Here is a 15,532-nt window from a genome sequence, read left to right on the forward strand (position 1 = left end):
TCAACTCCTTCGTCGCGTTCTCCCCTGCACAGGGTGCCCAGATCCTCTCAGGTCGACCACCCCAGGCCAAGTACCTGCGCGATCCTGCTGCGCGGAGGCCAGCAGGCCCACGGCCAGCCAGCACGCGAGCATCGACGACCCGCCGTAGGAGAGGAACGGCAGGGGCAGGCCGGTGACCGGCATGAGGCCGAGGTTCATGCCGACGTTCTCGAAGACCTGGAAGGCGAACCACGCGGCCACGCCGACGGCGACCAGCCGGCCGAAGGGGTCCTCGCAGCGCAGCGCCACGAGCAGCGCCCGGACGACCAGGAAGCCCAGGAGCAGCAGCAGCCCGGACGCGCCGAGGAAGCCGAGCTCCTCCCCCACGACGGAGAAGACGAAGTCGGTCTCCTGGTAGGGCACGAAGCCGCCCTGGGTCACCGGGCCCTCCCCGAGGCCGGTGCCCGACCACCCGCCCGAGCCGATCGCGAGCCGCACCTGCCGGGTCTGGTAGCCGATGCCCTCGGGGTCCAGGGACGGGTCGCGGAAGGCCAGCAGCCGGTCCAGCTGGTAGGGGTCGAGCAGCGGCACCCGGACCGCGGCGACCACCGCCGCGACCGTGGCGAGGAGGGCGGCACCGGTCCAGCGGAAGGCGGCACCCGAGGCGGCGACCACCCCGACCGTGAGCATGCCCAGGACCAGCGCGCTGCCGAGGTCGGGCTGCAGCAGGATCAGGCCCACGGGGACGGCCGCGAGCGCCCAGGCCAGGAGCACGTCCCGCCAGCGGGGCGGCCGCAGGGGGTCACGCCCCTCGGCCAGGATCATCGCCAGGCCGATGACGAGGCCGATCTTGGCCAGCTCGGCCGGCTGCAGCGAGAAGCCGCCGGGCAGGAAGAGCCAGGAGCGGGAGCCGTTGACGGTCTGCCCCACCGGGGTCAGGACCAGGACCAGCCCGGCCACCCCCGCGAGGTAGATCCACGGGGCGGCGGCGCGCAGCCGACGCACGTCGACCGCGACCAGGGCCACGGCCCCCGCGCAGCCGACCGCGGCGTTGACCAGGTGGCGGACGGCCAGCGCCGCGCCCACCTCGCGGTGGGTCGCCGACCACACCAGCAGGGCCCCCATGAGGGACAGGCCGGCCGCGGCGACGAAGAGGCCCCAGTCGGTGCGGGCGTAACGGGCCCGCAGGGGCCGTGGGGCGAGCGAGGTCCTGGTGCCGAGCACGGTGCCGCCCCCGGCCGGTCAGCCGAGCAGCTCGCGCGTGCGGTCGACGTCCGTGGCCATCTGCTCCAGCAGCGCCTCGATCGAGTCGAAGCGCAGGTTGTCGCGCAGGCGCTGCACGAAGTCGACCCGGACCTGCTCGCCGTAGAGGTCGAGGTCCGTCCGGTCGAGCACGTAGGCCTCGACGGTGCGCCGGACCACGTCGTCGAAGGTCGGGTTGGTGCCCACGGAGATCGCCGCCGGCAACCGCCGGTCGGGGTGGTCCTCGGGCAGCGACGGACGCTCCAGCCAGCCGGCGTAGACGCCGTCGGCGGGCACCAGCCCCTCGCTGTCGGAGGAGAGGTTGGCCGTCGGGTAGCCGAGCTCGCGGCCCCTCTTGTGCCCGTGCACGACCACCCCGGAGACGCGGTGAGGCCGGTCGAGGATGTCGGCGGCCAGGCGCATGTTGCCCTCGGCGATGGCGACCCGCAGCGCGCTGGAGGACCAGCTGCGCAGGCCGTCGGTCAGGTGGTCGCCCACCGTGCCCTGCACGACGACCTCGAAGCCGTGGCGCTCGCCGAGCTGCCGCATCGTGGTGATGTCGCCGGAGTTGTGCAGCCCGAAGCGGGTGTCCTCCCCCACGACGACGACCTGCGAGCGCAGACCCTCGACGAAGGTCTCGCGGACGAAGTCCTCGGGGGTGAGCCGGGCGTACTCACGGGTGAACTCGATGACGACGACGCCGTCCAGGCCGAGCTCCTCGAGCAGGTCGAGCCGGTGCTCCAGGCTGGCGATCGCCGCGGGCGCGCGCTCGGGGTGCAGCACGGCGACGGGGTGGGGGTCGAAGGTGACGGCCACGGACGCCAGCCCGCGCTCGGCGCCGATCCGGGTCACGGTCTCGATGACGGCGCGGTGGCCCCGGTGCACCCCGTCGAAGTTGCCCAGCGTGGCGACCGTCGGGCCGAGGTCGGCGGGGACGTCGTCCAGACTGCTCCAGCGATGCACGCGCGTCACTCTACTTCGCGCCGGCCGGGGCGAGGACCACGTGGGGGCGGGCCGTGCGGCGGCTCTCGTCCAGGATCGCCACGAGCCTGCCGTCGGGGCCGAAGGCGGCGACCGGGCCGGTGCGCCCGGGCTCGCCGGAGTCCACGCGCTGGCCGTAGCCGAGCGCGCGCGCCTCCTCCTCGGTGAGCTCGCGGGCCGGGAGGGCGGCGCGGGCGGCGTCCGCGAGGTCGACGAGGTATGCCGTGGGGCCGGGTCCCGTCTCGGGATCCAGCTGCTCGAGGGGCACGGCGTGATCGAGGGTGAGCCCGCCGACGCGGGTGCGGCGCAGCGCGGTCAGGTGCCCGCCGACCCCGAGGGCCGCGCCCAGGTCTCGGGCCAGGGCCCGGACGTAGGTGCCGGAGGAGACGTCGACCTCGACGTCCAGGTCGAGGACGCCGTCGGGCAGCGGCTCGCCGTCGGGACCGGGCTCCCCCGGCCGGCGGACGGCGAGTACGTCGAAGCGGCTCACGGTGACGGGACGGGCGGCCAGCTCGACGTCCTCGCCGGAGCGCACGCGGGCGTAGGACCGCTTGCCGTCCACCTTGATGGCGCTGACGGCACTGGGCACCTGGGCGATGTCGCCGGTCAGGCCGGCGACGGCCTCGCGCACCTGCTCGTCGGTCACCCGCGACGCGTCGGCGCCACCGGTGACCTCGCCCTCGGCGTCGTCGGTCAACGTGCTCTGCCCGAGCCGCACGGTGGCGGCATACCCCTTGTCGTGGCCGACCAGGAAGGTGAGCAGCTTGGTGCCCTTGTTGACGCCGAGCACGAGCACGCCCGTGGCCATCGGGTCGAGGGTGCCCGCGTGGCCGACGCGGCGGGTGCGGCAGAGCCGCCGGGCGCGTCCGACCACGTCGTGGCTGGTCCAGCCGGCGGGCTTGTCGACGACGAGCAGGCCGTCGCCGACGGGCGCGTCAGTCGCGGTCATCCGCGTCCGCGTCGTCCTCGTCGTCGGTGCGGGGCTTGCGGTAGGGGTCCTCGTCACCGGCGTAGCCGGCGGCCGCGCGGGCCGCGGCGAGCTCGGCGTCGCGGCGGGCGACCTCGCGCAGCAGCTCGTCGAGGTGCTGGGCGTCCTCGGGCAGGGCGTCGAGGAGGAACTCCAGGGTCGGGGTGAGCCGGATGCCGAGGCCCTTGCCGACGAAGGAGCGCAGCCGGCCGCGGTACTCCTCGAGCACCTCGGCGGCGGTGGTCCGGTCCTCGTCGGTGCCGAGGACGGTGTAGAAGACGCTGGCGTGCTGGAGGTCGCCGGTCACGCGCACGTCGGTGATGGTGACGAAACCGACGCGCTCGTCCTTGACGACCTGCGACAGCCCCTGGGTCACCAGCTGCTTGATCCGCTCGGCGATCCGGCGGGCTCGGGCGTTGTCGACCATGGCGGCCTCCTGGCTGTCGGGGACGGGAGCGGTTCCCATCCTAGGGACGTGGTCCGGACGCGCGGACCGGCCCCGCCCGAGGGCGAGGCCGGTCCGACGGCGACCCGGTGGGGGTCAGGTGCGCGGGATCTCGCGCATCTCGTAGGTGGTGATGACGTCATCGATCTGGAGGTCGTTGAACGACCCCAGGTTGATGCCGCACTCGTAGCCCTCGCGGACCTCGGTCACGTCGTCCTTGAACCGGCGCAGACCGGCCACCTCGAGGTTCTCGGTGACGACGACGCCCTGACGGGTGATCCGGGCCTTCGCACCACGGGTGATCGTGCCGCTGCGGACGAGGCAGCCCGCGACGTTGCCGAACTTGGAGCTGCGGAAGATCTCGCGGATCTCGGCCGTGCCGGTCTCGACCTCTTCGTACTCGGGCTTGAGCATGCCCTTGAGGGCGTTCTCGATGTCCTCGATGGCCTGGTAGATCACCGAGTAGTAGCGGATCTCGACGCCCTCCTTCTCGGCGTAGTCCGCGTTCTGGCCCTCGGCCCGGACGTTGAAGCCCAGGATGATGGCGTCGGAGGCGACGGCGAGGTTGATGTTGTTCATCGTGATCGCACCGACGCCGCGGTCGATGATCCGCAGGTCGACCTCGTCGCCCACGTCGATCTGGAGCAGCGCGTCCTCCAGCGCCTCGACCGAACCGGACACGTCGCCCTTGAGGATGAGGTTGAGGGTCTCGACCTTGCCCTGGGCGAGGGCCTGGTTGAGGTCCTCGAGGCTGATCCGCTTGCGCGACTTGGCCAGCGCGGCCTGCCGGTCGGCAGCCTCGCGCTTCTCGGCGATCTGACGGGCGGTCCGGTCGTCGGGCGCCACCACGAAGGTGTCGCCCGCCCGGGCCACCGAGTCCAGACCGAGGACCTGCACGGGACGGGACGGGCCCGCCTCGGACACGTTGTTGCCGTGCTCGTCGAGCAGGGCGCGGACGCGGCCGTGGCTGGCGCCGGTGACGATGGCGTCGCCGACCCGCAGGGTGCCCTGCTGGACGAGGACGGTCGCGACCGGGCCGCGGCCCTTGTCCAGGTTGGCCTCGATGGCCACACCGCGCGCGTCCTTGTCGGGGTTGGCCCGCAGGTCGAGCGCCGCGTCGGCGGTGAGCAGGACGGCGTCGAGCAGCGCGTCGATGTTCTGGCCCTGCTTGGCCGAGACGTCGACGAACATGGTCTCGCCGCCGTACTCCTCGGCGATCAGGCCGTACTCGGTCAGCTGCTGGCGGATCTTCGCGGGGTTGGCACCCTCGACGTCGATCTTGTTGACCGCGACCACGATCGGCACGTCGGCCGCCTGGGCGTGGTTGAGCGCCTCCACCGTCTGCGGCATGACGCCGTCGTCGGCGGCGACCACGAGGATCGCGATGTCGGTCACCTTGGCACCACGGGCACGCATGGCGGTGAACGCCTCGTGACCCGGGGTGTCGATGAAGGTGATCGCGCGCTCGACGCCCTCGTGCTCGGTCCGGACCTGGTAGGCACCGATGTGCTGGGTGATGCCGCCGGCCTCGCCACCGCCCACGTCCGAGCGCCGGATGGCGTCGAGCAGGCGGGTCTTGCCGTGGTCGACGTGACCCATGACCGTGACGACCGGGGGACGCGGCTGCAGGTCCTCGTCGGACTCCGCCTCGGCCTCGGCCTCCAGGTCGAGCCCGAAGGCGCTGAGCAGCTCGCGCTCCTCCTCCTCGGGGGAGACGACGCGGATGTCGTAGCCCAGCTCGGCGCCGAGCACCGCGAAGGTGTCCTCGTCGAGCGACTGGGTCGCGGTCGCCATCTCACCGAGGTGGAAGAGCACCGTCACCAGCGACGCGGGGTCGACGTTGATCTTGTCGGCGAAGTCGGTCAGCGACGCGCCGCGGCGCACCTGGATGACCTGGCCGTTGCCCCGAGGGACGTTGACGCCGCCGATGGCGGGCGCCTGCATCGCCTCGAACTCCTGGCGCTTGGCCCGCTTCGACTTCCGCCCACGGACCTTGCCACCGCCACGACCGAACGCACCGGCCGTGCCACCGCGACCGCGGGGACCGCCGCCACGACCACCGGGGCCGCCGCGGAAACCGCCGCCGGCACCAGCACCGGGGCCACCACCGGGGCCGCCACCGGGACGACCGCGACCGCCGGCCGGACGGGCCGGGCGCTCGCCCGGACGGGGCACGGAGGCCCGCTCGGGCATCATGCCGGGGTTCGGGCGCACGCCACCGGGACGCGGGGCCGGACGGGGACCGCCCGGACGCGGGCCGCCGGGGCCTGCCGCACCGGCACCACGGGTGCCACCGGGGCGGGGCATGCCCTGGCTGGGCGCGAAGGGGTTGTTGCCGGGACGCGGGGCGCCGCCGCCACGCTCGCCACGCTCACCGCGGTCGGCGCCGCCGCCTCGACGGTCACGGGTCTGGCCCATGCCCTGGCTCGAGGAGAACGGGTTGTTGCCGGGACGCGGACCGGGCTTGGCGCCCGGACGGGCCGGACGGGGACCGGGGGCCGCGTCGGACGGGGCGCGCCCCTCGGCCGCGGGCTTGCGGCTGCGGGGGTCGCCCGGCGTCGGCGCGGGCCGGGAGCCGGGGCGCGGGGCCTCGGCGGCCGGACGCGACTCGGACTCCTTGGCGGGAGCGGTCTCGGCCGGACGGGCCTGCTCGGAGCCGGGACGGCTGGGAGCCGGACGCTCGGCGGCCGGACGCTCCTGCTGGGGCGCGGGGCGCTCCTGCTGGGGGGCCGGTCGCGGACCGGGGGTGGGCGCGCCGGGCTTGGCCGACGAGCCGGAGGTGGACGGGCGCGCGGGCTTGCCGGACGCGCCGTCCTTGCCGCCCTCGCCCTTCGACGCCGAGGTGGCGGCGGGCGGGGGGTTCTCGCGAATCTTGCGGACGACGGGGGGCTCGATGGTCGACGACGCCGACCTCACGAACTCTCCCTGCGCCTTCAGGTGGGCGAGCAATTCCTTGCTCTCTACCCCGAGCTCCTTGGCGAGCTCGTAGACCCTGAGTTTGGCCACGGTGTGGTGTCTCCTTGAAGGTTGCGCCACGACCGGGCCCTCTCTCAGGGCACAGCCGCGACTAGTGCTGGTGGGTGCTCATCGCTGAGTACTCATCGGGTGCTCATCAGCGTCAAACCCGCTTCCGGTTACTCGATGACAGGCCCTGTCGGGCCCGCCCTTACGTCGGACTGCTCAGGCGAGCAGGCCGTGTCACGACCGCTGCTGCACCCGGTCCTGCACCGCCGTGGCGTCGACCTCCGACCCCGCCGGGAGGCGGAGCGCTCGGCCGAACGCACGTCGTGCGATCGCGGTCTGCAGGCACTCGGGATCGAGGTGCACGTAGGCACCCCGGCCGGGAGCACGTCGCCGCTCGTCGGGGACCAGCCGCCACCGGGTGGTGCCGGGGTCTCCGAGCGCGACGACACGCAGCAGTACATCTTGGCCGTCCCTGCGCCTGCACCCCACGCAGGTGCGCACCGGAGAACGGTGCGACCCAGTGTCGGAGGGCACGGTGCAGCGACGGGCATCGCCCCCCACTCTACACGCTCGCGGTGTCCGGGCCGTCCTGCGGCGCGTCGGCCTGCTGCTCCTCGGTGTCCGCGCGGATGTCGATCTTCCAGCCGGTCAGTCGGTGCGCGAGACGGGCGTTCTGCCCCTCGCGGCCGATGGCCAGCGACAGCTGGTAGTCCGGCACGACGACCCGCACCTGGCGGGTGCGCTGGTCGACGATGCGGGCCGACTGGACCTTCGCGGGCGACAGCGCGGAGGCCACGAACTCCTCGGGGTCCTCGCTGTAGTCGACGATGTCGATCTTCTCGCCCTGCAGCTCGGCCATGACGGCGCGGACGCGCTGGCCCATCGGGCCGATGCAGGCGCCCTTGGCGTTGACGCCGGGCACCTTGGCGTGCACGGCGATCTTCGTCCGGTGCCCGGCCTCGCGGGCGATCGCCGCGATCTCGACGCTGCCGTCGGCGATCTCCGGGACCTCCAGGGCGAAGAGCCGGCGCACCAGGTTGGGGTGCGTGCGCGACAGCATGATCTGGGGGCCGCGCGGGCCGCGCTTGGCACTGACGACGTAGCAGCGGATGCGCTGCCCGTGCTCGTAGCGCTCGCCCGGCACCTGCTCGGCGGTGGGCAGCTCGCCCTCGACCGTGCCGAAGTCGACGAGCACGAAGCGGGGGTCGTTGGACTGCTGGATGATGCCGGAGGCGATGTCGCCCTCCCGGGCGCGGAAGTCGCCCAGCACGGCGTCGTCCTCGAGCTCGCGCATCCGCTGCGTGATCACCTGGCGGGCGGTCGCCGCCGCGACACGACCGAAGCCCTCTGGGGTGTCGTCGAACTCGGGGCCGGGCTCCCCGCGCGAGCCGTCCTCGAGGGTCGGGGCGTCCTCGCGCGCCCACACCGTCACGTGGCCGCTCTTGCGGTCGAGCTCGACGCGGGCGTGCCGGTAGTGGCCCTCCACCTTCTGGTAGGCCGACAGCAGGGCCTGCTCGATCGCCTCGACGATGATGTCCATGGGGATCTCGCGCTCGCGCTCCAAGAGCCGCAGCGCCGCCATGTCGATGTCCATCACAGGTCCTTTCCGTCGGGTCGGGAGAACTCGACCTGGACGGTCGCCCGGGTCAGTCCTTCCCAGGGGAGGTCAAGGCCGTCGCCGTCCCCTGCGGCGTCCCCGTCGGGGATCAGGCGTATGCCGTCGGCGCGCACCTCGGCGAGCCGGCCGGTGGTCGTGCCGGCGCCCTCGGCGGCGAGCACGACCGTGAGCAGGCGTCCGACGTTGCGCCGGAAGTGGTCACGGGTCAGCAGCGGGCGGTCCAGGCCGGGCGAGCTCACCTCGAGCGTGTAGGGGGCCTCCCCCATCACCTCGGAGCCGTCCAGCTCGGCGGACACGGTGCGCGTGGCCTCGGCGATCTCGTCGAGGCTCAGCGGCTCGACGCGGCTGGTGGTGTCCTCGGGCGGGAGCCCGGAGACGTCACGGGCCAGGAAGACGCGGACCAGGCGGCGGCGTCCGGCAGGCTGCACCGTGACGTCGTCGACGACGACGCCGCTGCCGGCGAGCGCCTCGGAGACCTGGCGGCTGATCGTCTCGGTACGTGCCCGGGCGTCCATCGGGTGCCTCCCTGCCATCTTCTGCTGTGTGCCGGCGGCAGGCAGCACGGGGCGCCCGACCACCGGTCCGGAAGCGACTACCCTACCGTCAACCATGGACCCCGTCATGCCGCCTCCCGTGTCCCGTCGTGCCCTCCTCCGCGCCGCGGCGCTCACCGGCGGGGCCCTGGTCCTCGCCGCGTGCGAGGACACGCCCGCCGACCGGGTCTCCCCGACCGACGGGGTCGAGCCCGACGACCCGGCCACCTGGCCCGCCGACACGGCGCTGCTCATCTCGGCCCGGCAGCGGCTGCACGGCTACCGGCTGGGGCTCGAGGCGGTGGGCACCGGCTCCAGCTCGGTGGCCAAGGACCTCGACCGGCTCTGGCGGGCGCAGCAGGAGCGCCTGGAGCTGCTCGTCACGCTCGGCGGCGTCCCGCTGCCGGAGCTCGCCGACCGGCCCGCGGTGACCCGTGCCGCGGACACCTCCTCCGCGACGGCGGACCCCTCGGACGCCACGTCCTCGCCGACGGCCGACGCGCCCAAGGCGTCGGACCTCGGCCGGGTGCTGCGGGCCGACCGCACCGAGGCCTGCCGGGAGCTGTCCACGGCCACGCCGGCCAACCTGCTGCTGCTCGCCTCGCTCACCGCCCAGCACGTCGCCTCGGCCGCCCGTCTGGGGGCCCGGGTCGAGTGGGAGCCGATGGGCGGGCCCGCCGGTGCGGCGGCCGTGCCGGTCCTGGCGGCCGCACGACCCGCCGTCTTCGGGCTCGAGGTGGTCGCCGCCCGCAGCGCGGCGGGCAGCGACGAGCGCGCTGCCTACGAGGCCGTGCTGGAGCCGCTCCAGGGCCTGACCCGCCAGCTGTCGACGCTGGCCGGTGCCGCCGCACCCGTCGCCCCGCTCGGCTACGACCTGCCCGAGCCGCTCGAGTCCGTCGAGGAGCGCCGCGAGCTCGCCCGCGCCCTCGTCGCCGACCTGGCCCCCGCCGCGCTCGACGCCGCCCAGCGGGTCCCCGGCGACCTCGCCCAGCTCTCGGGCGTCGTGCAGGTCGTCTCCGACGCCACGGTCTGGCTCGCCCGGCTCGGCGGGCGGACGCAGCCCTTCCCCGGTATGACGTTGCCGTGACCTTCTCCGCGGCCGAGCTGCCGCCCGCCTTCGTGGCGACCGTCGCCCAGCACCGGCCGGACGACGACCGGCCCGGACGGGTCGACGGGGAGACCTGGCTGCGCCGGCTGCCGGGCCTGGTCGACGAGGCCCTCGACCGCTGGAGCCTCACCCGTGACGGGCAGGCCCCGCTGCGGTGGGGCTTCACGGCGCTCGTCGTGCCGGTGCGCCGCCCCCGCGGCGACGCCGGCGTCCTCAAGATCGGCTGGCCCCACGTCGAGTCCGACACCGAGCACCTGGCCCTGCGCGCCTGGCGTGGTCGCGGTGCCGTGGAGCTGCTGGCCGCCGACCCGGCCTCGGGCACCCTCCTGCTCGAGCGCCTCGACGCCGAGCGCGACCTCACCACCGTGAGCATGCTCGACGCGTCCGAGGCCCTCGGGCAGCTCCTGGCCCGCCTCGACCGGCCCGCCTCGCCGTGGGCGCCCCCGCTCTCGGAGCAGCTCGCCCGCCAGGCGGACCGGCTGGCCGCGGCCGCCACCGACGCGGACGTGGCCCACCGCTTCCCGCGACGCATGCTCCAGCAGGCCGCCTCGCTCGCCTCCGGCCTCGTCGGCGACGGAGGGCTCGACGAGCGGCTGGTCCACACCGACCTGCACCACGCCAACGTGCTGTGGCGCCCGCAGCCAGGCGAGTGGGTGGCCATCGACCCCAAGACGGTGGCCGGCGACCCGCACTGGGCCGTGGCCCCCGCGATCTGGAACCGCTGGTCGGGGGCCCTCGCCGCGCCCGACCTGCGCTCCCACCTCTCGTTCCGCGTCGAGCTGATCTGCGGCGCCGCCGGCCTCGACCCCGACCGGGCCCGGGCGATGACGATCGTCCGCGTCGCCGACAACGCCCTCCGGTCGATCCGCGCCGGCCGCGACGACGTGGCCGAGGAGGTCACCCGCTCCGTCGCCATCGTCAAGGCGATGCAGCGCGGCTGACCGCGGCGCACGGCATACCCCGCTGTCAGGCGCCGCCCGGGAGCCTCCCCCGCGTGCACGCCGCCGCCCGTCGGCGCTCATCACGCGCGCCGCCGATCACGCCAGCGGCCTCTGCTTCCTGCCCGGCGTGTCGCGCACATCGACGAGGTGTCCTGCGGCGTGTCGGTCGCCCTGGCGACCATCGTGCACACGCCACGCCGGGTCACCCCGTCTCGCCCACGCTGCCGACGACCTCGTCCCCGACCCGGACGGGACCGTAGGCGCGGCCGACGTTGCGCAGCACGACCGTCCGGATCCGCGCCAGCGTGGCCTCCGGTCGACGATGGATCGACCACGGCGTGACCCCCAGGCAGATGACGTCGTGCTCGGGGTAGGCGCCGTCGCCCTCGACCGTGAGGCTCCACAGGTCGGTGCCCTCGTCGTCGTAGCCGCTGTGGAACTGCCGGGAGTGGACCTGCACCGCGACGCCCGCAGCCGGGAAGAAGCCGTCCGGGGTCCCGATGAGGCACGCGCCGTCGGTGGTGAGGAGCGGCACGTTGAGCAGCATGGGAGGGAGGTCGGGGTCATCCTCGACGAGATCGGCCAGCGCTCCTTCCGGCATGCTCCACGCTCCCCTGACGAAGGTCGCCAGCCCCTGGCGGACCGGGCGGGTGCCGCGACGTGGGGCCGCTGCGAGCTCCGCCTCGAGCCGGTCGCTCGTCGTGAGCCGGCGTTGCAGCGCCGCGATCGTGAGGGCCGTCAGGTCCGCACCCCCCTGGTAGATGGCGGCATCCACCAGCGCCCTTTCGACGTTGGTCACCGCGATGCACCCTGCATGCAAGGCAACCCGGACAGGCCGCCCCGTCCGCACCGCGCGCACGCGTCCCTCCTGGCGACTGCGGTGGGTCGTCGGCACCAGGAAGAGCGCCTCGTCGGTGCGTGCCCCCGTCAGGCCGTGCTGCCTGAGCGCGATCGTCCCGGACAGCACGGCAGGCGGACCCGCCCACAGGGCCGCCCCCGCGAGACGCACCTCTGGTTCCAGCGGCCCCCGGTGCGGCGCGAAGACACCCGGCCTGACCTGCTGCCAGTCCCGCCGGGCGGCGTTGCGGACCGCGGATCTCGTGAAGCCGGCCATCAGGAGCTGGGCGCGGGTGGCGAGGCCGTGCTGGTCGGGGTGATCGGGGAAGACGGGCGGACCGGTGCGCATCGCGAGAGGGTCCCGCGCCTCGTTCCGCTCCACCGCCTCGTGGCGACGGCCTGGGGACGAGATCGGCCCGGTGCGTGCCGATGTGGATCGCACACGCTGTGCAGGATGGTCGCCAGGGCGACCGACACGCCGCAGGACACCTTGTCGATGTGCACGACACGCCGGCCCGTGGGGTGGTGGGGTCGGAGCGTGGGGGTTGGCGGGGTGGCGAGCTGCCGGTCGAGCCGATGCTGAGGCCGGCTAACCCGGGGCTGAGCCGCGGCACGGCATAGCCCCGCTGCCTCGGACCGCGAGGGCCGCCGGCGGCCCGTAGCGTGGGAGGCATGCCCAACCGCCTGGCCGCCAGCACCTCGCCCTACCTGCAGCAGCACGCCGACAACCCGGTCGACTGGTGGGAGTGGGGCGAGGACGCCTTCGCCGAGGCGCGGCGGCGCGACGTGCCGGTGCTGCTCTCGGTGGGCTACGCCGCCTGCCACTGGTGCCACGTCATGGCCCACGAGTCCTTCGAGGACGAGGAGGTCGCCCGCCTGGCCAACGACGGGTTCGTCGCGGTGAAGGTCGACCGCGAGGAGCGTCCGGACGTCGACGCGGTCTACATGGCGGCGGTCACGGCCCTCACCGGTCACGGCGGCTGGCCGATGACCTGCCTGCTCACGCCCGAGGGCGAGCCCTTCTGGGCCGGGACCTACCTTCCGCGCGAGTCGTTCCTGCAGCTGCTGACGGCTGCCTCCGCCACCTGGCGTCAGGACCGCGCGCGGCTCGTCGAGGGCGGGACGCAGGTGGTCGCCGCGCTGAAGGAGGCGACCGGGCGCGGCGCCCGTGGCCCGGCGCTCACCGAGGAGGACCTGTCGGCCGCGGTCGCCGCCCTGGCCCGGGAGTACGACCACCAGTGGGGCGGTTTCGGCGGCGCCCCCAAGTTCCCGCCCCACCTGGTGCTGGCCTTCCTGCTGCGCCACGCCGGCCGCACCGGCGACGCGACCGCCCTGGCCATGGTGCGCGACACCTGCGAGGGGATGGCGCGGTCGGGCCTCTACGACCAGCTCGGCGGGGGCTTCGCCCGGTATGCCGTCGACCGCTCCTGGGTCGTTCCCCACTTCGAGAAGATGCTCTACGACAACGCCCTCCTGCTCGGCGTCTACGCCGACCTGGCCCGGGCCGACGCGACCGCCCGCCCGTGGGCCGAGCGGGTGGTCCGCGAGACCGTGGAGTGGCTGCTGCAGGAGATGTGGACCGAGCAGGAGGCCTTCGCCAGCTCGCTGGACGCCGACACCGACGGCGTCGAGGGCTTGACCTACGTCTGGACGCCCGACCAGCTGCGCCACGCCCTCGGCGACGACGACGGCAAGCGCGCGGCCGAGCTGCTCGGGGTCACCCCCACGGGCACCTTCGAGCACGGCGCCTCGACGCTGCAGCTGCGCAGCGACCCCGGCGACCCCGACTGGTGGCGCGGCGTCCGCGAGCGGCTGCTCCTCCACCGCACGCTCCGGCCCCAGCCGGGCCGCGACGACAAGGTGATCACGGCCTGGAACGGCCTCCTCGTCTCCTCGCTCGCCACGGCCGGGTGGACCTTCTCCGAGCCCGACTGGGTCGACGTCGCCGCCCGCTGCGCCCGGTTCCTGCTCCGCGAGCACGTCGTCGACGGCCGCCTGCGCCGCAGCTCGCGCGACGGTCGCGTGGGCGCCGCGCTCGGGGTGGCCGAGGACCACGGCAACCTCGCCGACGGGCTGCTCGCCCTGCACCGCGCGACCGGCGACCCCGCCTGGCTCCAGGAGGCCGGCCGGCTGCTGGACGCGGCGGTGGACCTCTTCGGCGAGCCGGACGGCACCTTCCGCGCCACCGGCTCGGACGCCGAGCAGCTCGTGCTGACCCCGCGCGCCGAGGGCGACAACGCCGAGCCGGGCGGCGTCAGCGCGCTCGCCCTGGCCTTCGCGCGCCACGGTGCGCAGGCCGCCGACCCGACCTCGCTGGGGCTGGCCGGCACCGCCCTGGAGGGTATGGCGTCGCTCGCCCGCCAGGCGCCCCGCTTCGCCGGCTGGGCCCTCACGGCCGCCGAGGAGCTGGTGGCCGGACCCACGCTCGTGCGCCTCTCCCCCGCCGACGGGGACGACCCCCTCGGCCGGGCGGCACGGCATACCCCGGTCGGGACGCTGGTCGTCGACGGCGACGCGGACCTGCCCGTCGAGGGCGGTCGCAGCGCCGTGGTCTGCCGCGGCACCGTGTGCGGTTTGCCGACCACCCGGCCGGGCGACCTGCCGGGACACCTCGACGGGGCGGCCCCGTCCGAGGGCTAGTCTCGGCGGCATGCGGACGAGGAGAGCTGCGACCAGCCTGGCTGCGGCCGGCGCCCTGCTGCTGACCGGGTGCGGCGGGGGCGACGTGCCGGACGCCACCGCCCCGCCGGCGGACGGCTCGTCGGGCGGCGACGGCACCGCGGCCCCCGCGCCGCAGGAGCCGACGGACGGGGAGACCGAGGAGCCCGCCGAGCCGGAGCCCGCGGAGGGCCCCCTCGAGATCACGCTGGCCGCGACCGGCGACATCCTGGCCCACTCGCGGCTCAACCTCACCGCCAACGCCTACGCCGGCGGCGTCGAGGGCGCCTACGACTACACGCCGATGTTCGTCGACGTGGGGCCGCTGATCTCCGCGGCCGACCTCGCCCTGTGCCACATGGAGACCCCGGTCTCCCCCGACAACACCAACCTGTCGATCCCCGACACGTTGTCGTTCAACACCCCGCACCAGATCGTCGACGCGCTCAAGGGTGCGGGGGTGGACGGCTGCGACTTCGCCTCCAACCACACCATGGACCGCGGCATCGCGGGCGTGGAGGCGACCGAGCAGGTGCTGCGCGACGCGGGGCTGGGCTATGCCGGGCCGACGGCGCACGAGGACCGTGCCGGGAAGGCCGAGGTCTACGAGGTCCCGACGAGCGAGGGCGCGACCGCGCGCGTCGCCCACCTGGCCTACACCTACACCTACCCCAACGCGGGCGGGCCGACGACCGACGTCCCGGGCGAGGCCCCGTGGCTGGTCGAGAGCTCCTGGCCCAACCTCGGCGCCGAGGGCATCCTCGAGCAGGCGTCCCGGGCGCGCGACGAGGGCGCCGACTTCGTCGTCGTCTCGATGCACTGGGGCGGGGAGTACAACGCCCAGCCGCTCGACGAGCAGGTGCAGCTGGCCCACGCGCTGCTGGAGTCGGATGACGTCGACCTCATCCTGGGCACCCACGTGCACGTCATCCAGCCGTGCGACCGCATCAACGGCAAGCACGTCGCCTACGGCCTGGGCAACTTCCTGTCCAACCAGTCGCCGGACACCAACGTCAACCTCTCGGCCCCCACCCAGGAGGGCATGGTCGCCACCTTCACCCTGCGCCGCGACGAGGCGGGGACGGTGACGACGCAGATGCAGTACCAGCCGACCCGGGTCGAGATCGTCCCGGGCGCCCAGCCCGGCCCCCACGTCGTGCGGCTGGTCTCGCCGGAGACCTATCCGGAGACGTGGGCGCGGACGACCGCCACCGTGGACGCGCTGGGGACCTGCGAGGCCACCCCGGTCCACCCGTAGG

General features: G+C 74.5%; 13 protein-coding genes. 4 read left to right on the forward strand and 9 right to left on the reverse strand.

Annotation, left to right across the window (positions count from 1 at the left end):
* From rodA to FB476_RS10450, 8 genes are all read right to left on the reverse strand, one after another.
* The gene (rodA, locus tag FB476_RS10415) at nucleotides 1-1,203 is read right to left on the reverse strand and encodes a rod shape-determining protein RodA (RefSeq protein WP_238329660.1); all 1,203 of its coding nucleotides are present in this window, start codon (nucleotides 1,201-1,203) and stop codon (nucleotides 1-3) included.
* Between the two features lie 18 nt (nucleotides 1,204-1,221).
* Nucleotides 1,222-2,184 (reverse strand): bifunctional riboflavin kinase/FAD synthetase, encoded by a 963-nt coding sequence (locus FB476_RS10420; protein WP_141818693.1) that lies wholly within the window; start codon nucleotides 2,182-2,184, stop codon nucleotides 1,222-1,224.
* Between the two features lie 10 nt (nucleotides 2,185-2,194).
* On the reverse strand, nucleotides 2,195-3,151 hold the full coding sequence (gene truB / locus FB476_RS10425; RefSeq protein ID WP_141818694.1) for a tRNA pseudouridine(55) synthase TruB: 957 nt from the start codon (nucleotides 3,149-3,151) through the stop codon (nucleotides 2,195-2,197).
* Nucleotides 3,138-3,596 carry a 30S ribosome-binding factor RbfA gene (gene rbfA / locus FB476_RS10430; protein ID WP_141820178.1) on the reverse strand — a complete coding sequence of 153 codons (459 nt, stop codon included), beginning with the start codon at nucleotides 3,594-3,596 and terminating at the stop codon, nucleotides 3,138-3,140. Before rbfA ends, truB begins: the two co-directional genes overlap by 14 nt.
* 114 nt (nucleotides 3,597-3,710) lie before the next feature.
* Nucleotides 3,711-6,620, reverse strand: coding sequence for a translation initiation factor IF-2 (infB, locus tag FB476_RS10435; protein ID WP_141818695.1), 2,910 nt, complete (start codon nucleotides 6,618-6,620; stop codon nucleotides 3,711-3,713).
* Nucleotides 6,621-6,812: 192 nt separating this feature from the next.
* Nucleotides 6,813-7,139, reverse strand: coding sequence for a YlxR family protein (locus FB476_RS10440; protein WP_337678349.1), 327 nt, complete (start codon nucleotides 7,137-7,139; stop codon nucleotides 6,813-6,815).
* A gap of 1 nt (nucleotide 7,140) precedes the next feature.
* Nucleotides 7,141-8,172 (reverse strand): transcription termination factor NusA, encoded by a 1,032-nt coding sequence (gene nusA / locus FB476_RS10445; RefSeq protein WP_141818697.1) that lies wholly within the window; start codon nucleotides 8,170-8,172, stop codon nucleotides 7,141-7,143.
* A complete protein-coding gene (locus FB476_RS10450) occupies nucleotides 8,172-8,729 on the reverse strand; it encodes a ribosome maturation factor RimP (protein WP_170233594.1) in 558 nt (185 codons plus the stop codon). The genes nusA and FB476_RS10450 overlap by 1 nt, the downstream gene beginning before the upstream one ends.
* Before the next feature lie 76 nt (nucleotides 8,730-8,805).
* Between FB476_RS10450 and FB476_RS10455 the strand changes: the two genes are divergently transcribed.
* On the forward strand, nucleotides 8,806-9,816 hold the full coding sequence (locus FB476_RS10455; protein WP_170233595.1) for a DUF4439 domain-containing protein: 1,011 nt from the start codon (nucleotides 8,806-8,808) through the stop codon (nucleotides 9,814-9,816).
* Complete coding sequence (locus tag FB476_RS10460; protein WP_170233596.1) at nucleotides 9,813-10,778, forward strand: aminoglycoside phosphotransferase family protein; 966 nt, start codon at nucleotides 9,813-9,815, stop codon at nucleotides 10,776-10,778. The genes FB476_RS10455 and FB476_RS10460 overlap by 4 nt, the downstream gene beginning before the upstream one ends.
* Nucleotides 10,779-10,980: 202 nt before the next feature.
* On the opposite strand, the gene FB476_RS10465 is transcribed toward FB476_RS10460, so the two are convergent.
* A complete protein-coding gene (locus FB476_RS10465; protein WP_141818701.1) occupies nucleotides 10,981-11,964 on the reverse strand; it encodes a hypothetical protein in 984 nt (327 codons plus the stop codon).
* 323 nt (nucleotides 11,965-12,287) lie between these two features.
* Here FB476_RS10465 and FB476_RS10470 point away from each other — a divergent pair, with 323 nt between their 5' ends.
* Both FB476_RS10470 and FB476_RS10475 read left to right on the forward strand, forming a co-directional pair.
* Nucleotides 12,288-14,255 (forward strand): thioredoxin domain-containing protein, encoded by a 1,968-nt coding sequence (locus FB476_RS10470; protein WP_141818702.1) that lies wholly within the window; start codon nucleotides 12,288-12,290, stop codon nucleotides 14,253-14,255.
* A gap of 10 nt (nucleotides 14,256-14,265) precedes the next feature.
* Complete coding sequence (locus FB476_RS10475) at nucleotides 14,266-15,531, forward strand: CapA family protein (RefSeq protein ID WP_141818703.1); 1,266 nt, start codon at nucleotides 14,266-14,268, stop codon at nucleotides 15,529-15,531.
* Nucleotide 15,532: the final 1 nt, after the last annotated feature.

The sequence above is a fragment of the Ornithinimicrobium humiphilum genome (genome assembly GCF_006716885.1).
Taxonomy (GTDB): Bacteria; Actinomycetota; Actinomycetes; order Actinomycetales; family Dermatophilaceae; genus Ornithinicoccus; species Ornithinicoccus humiphilus.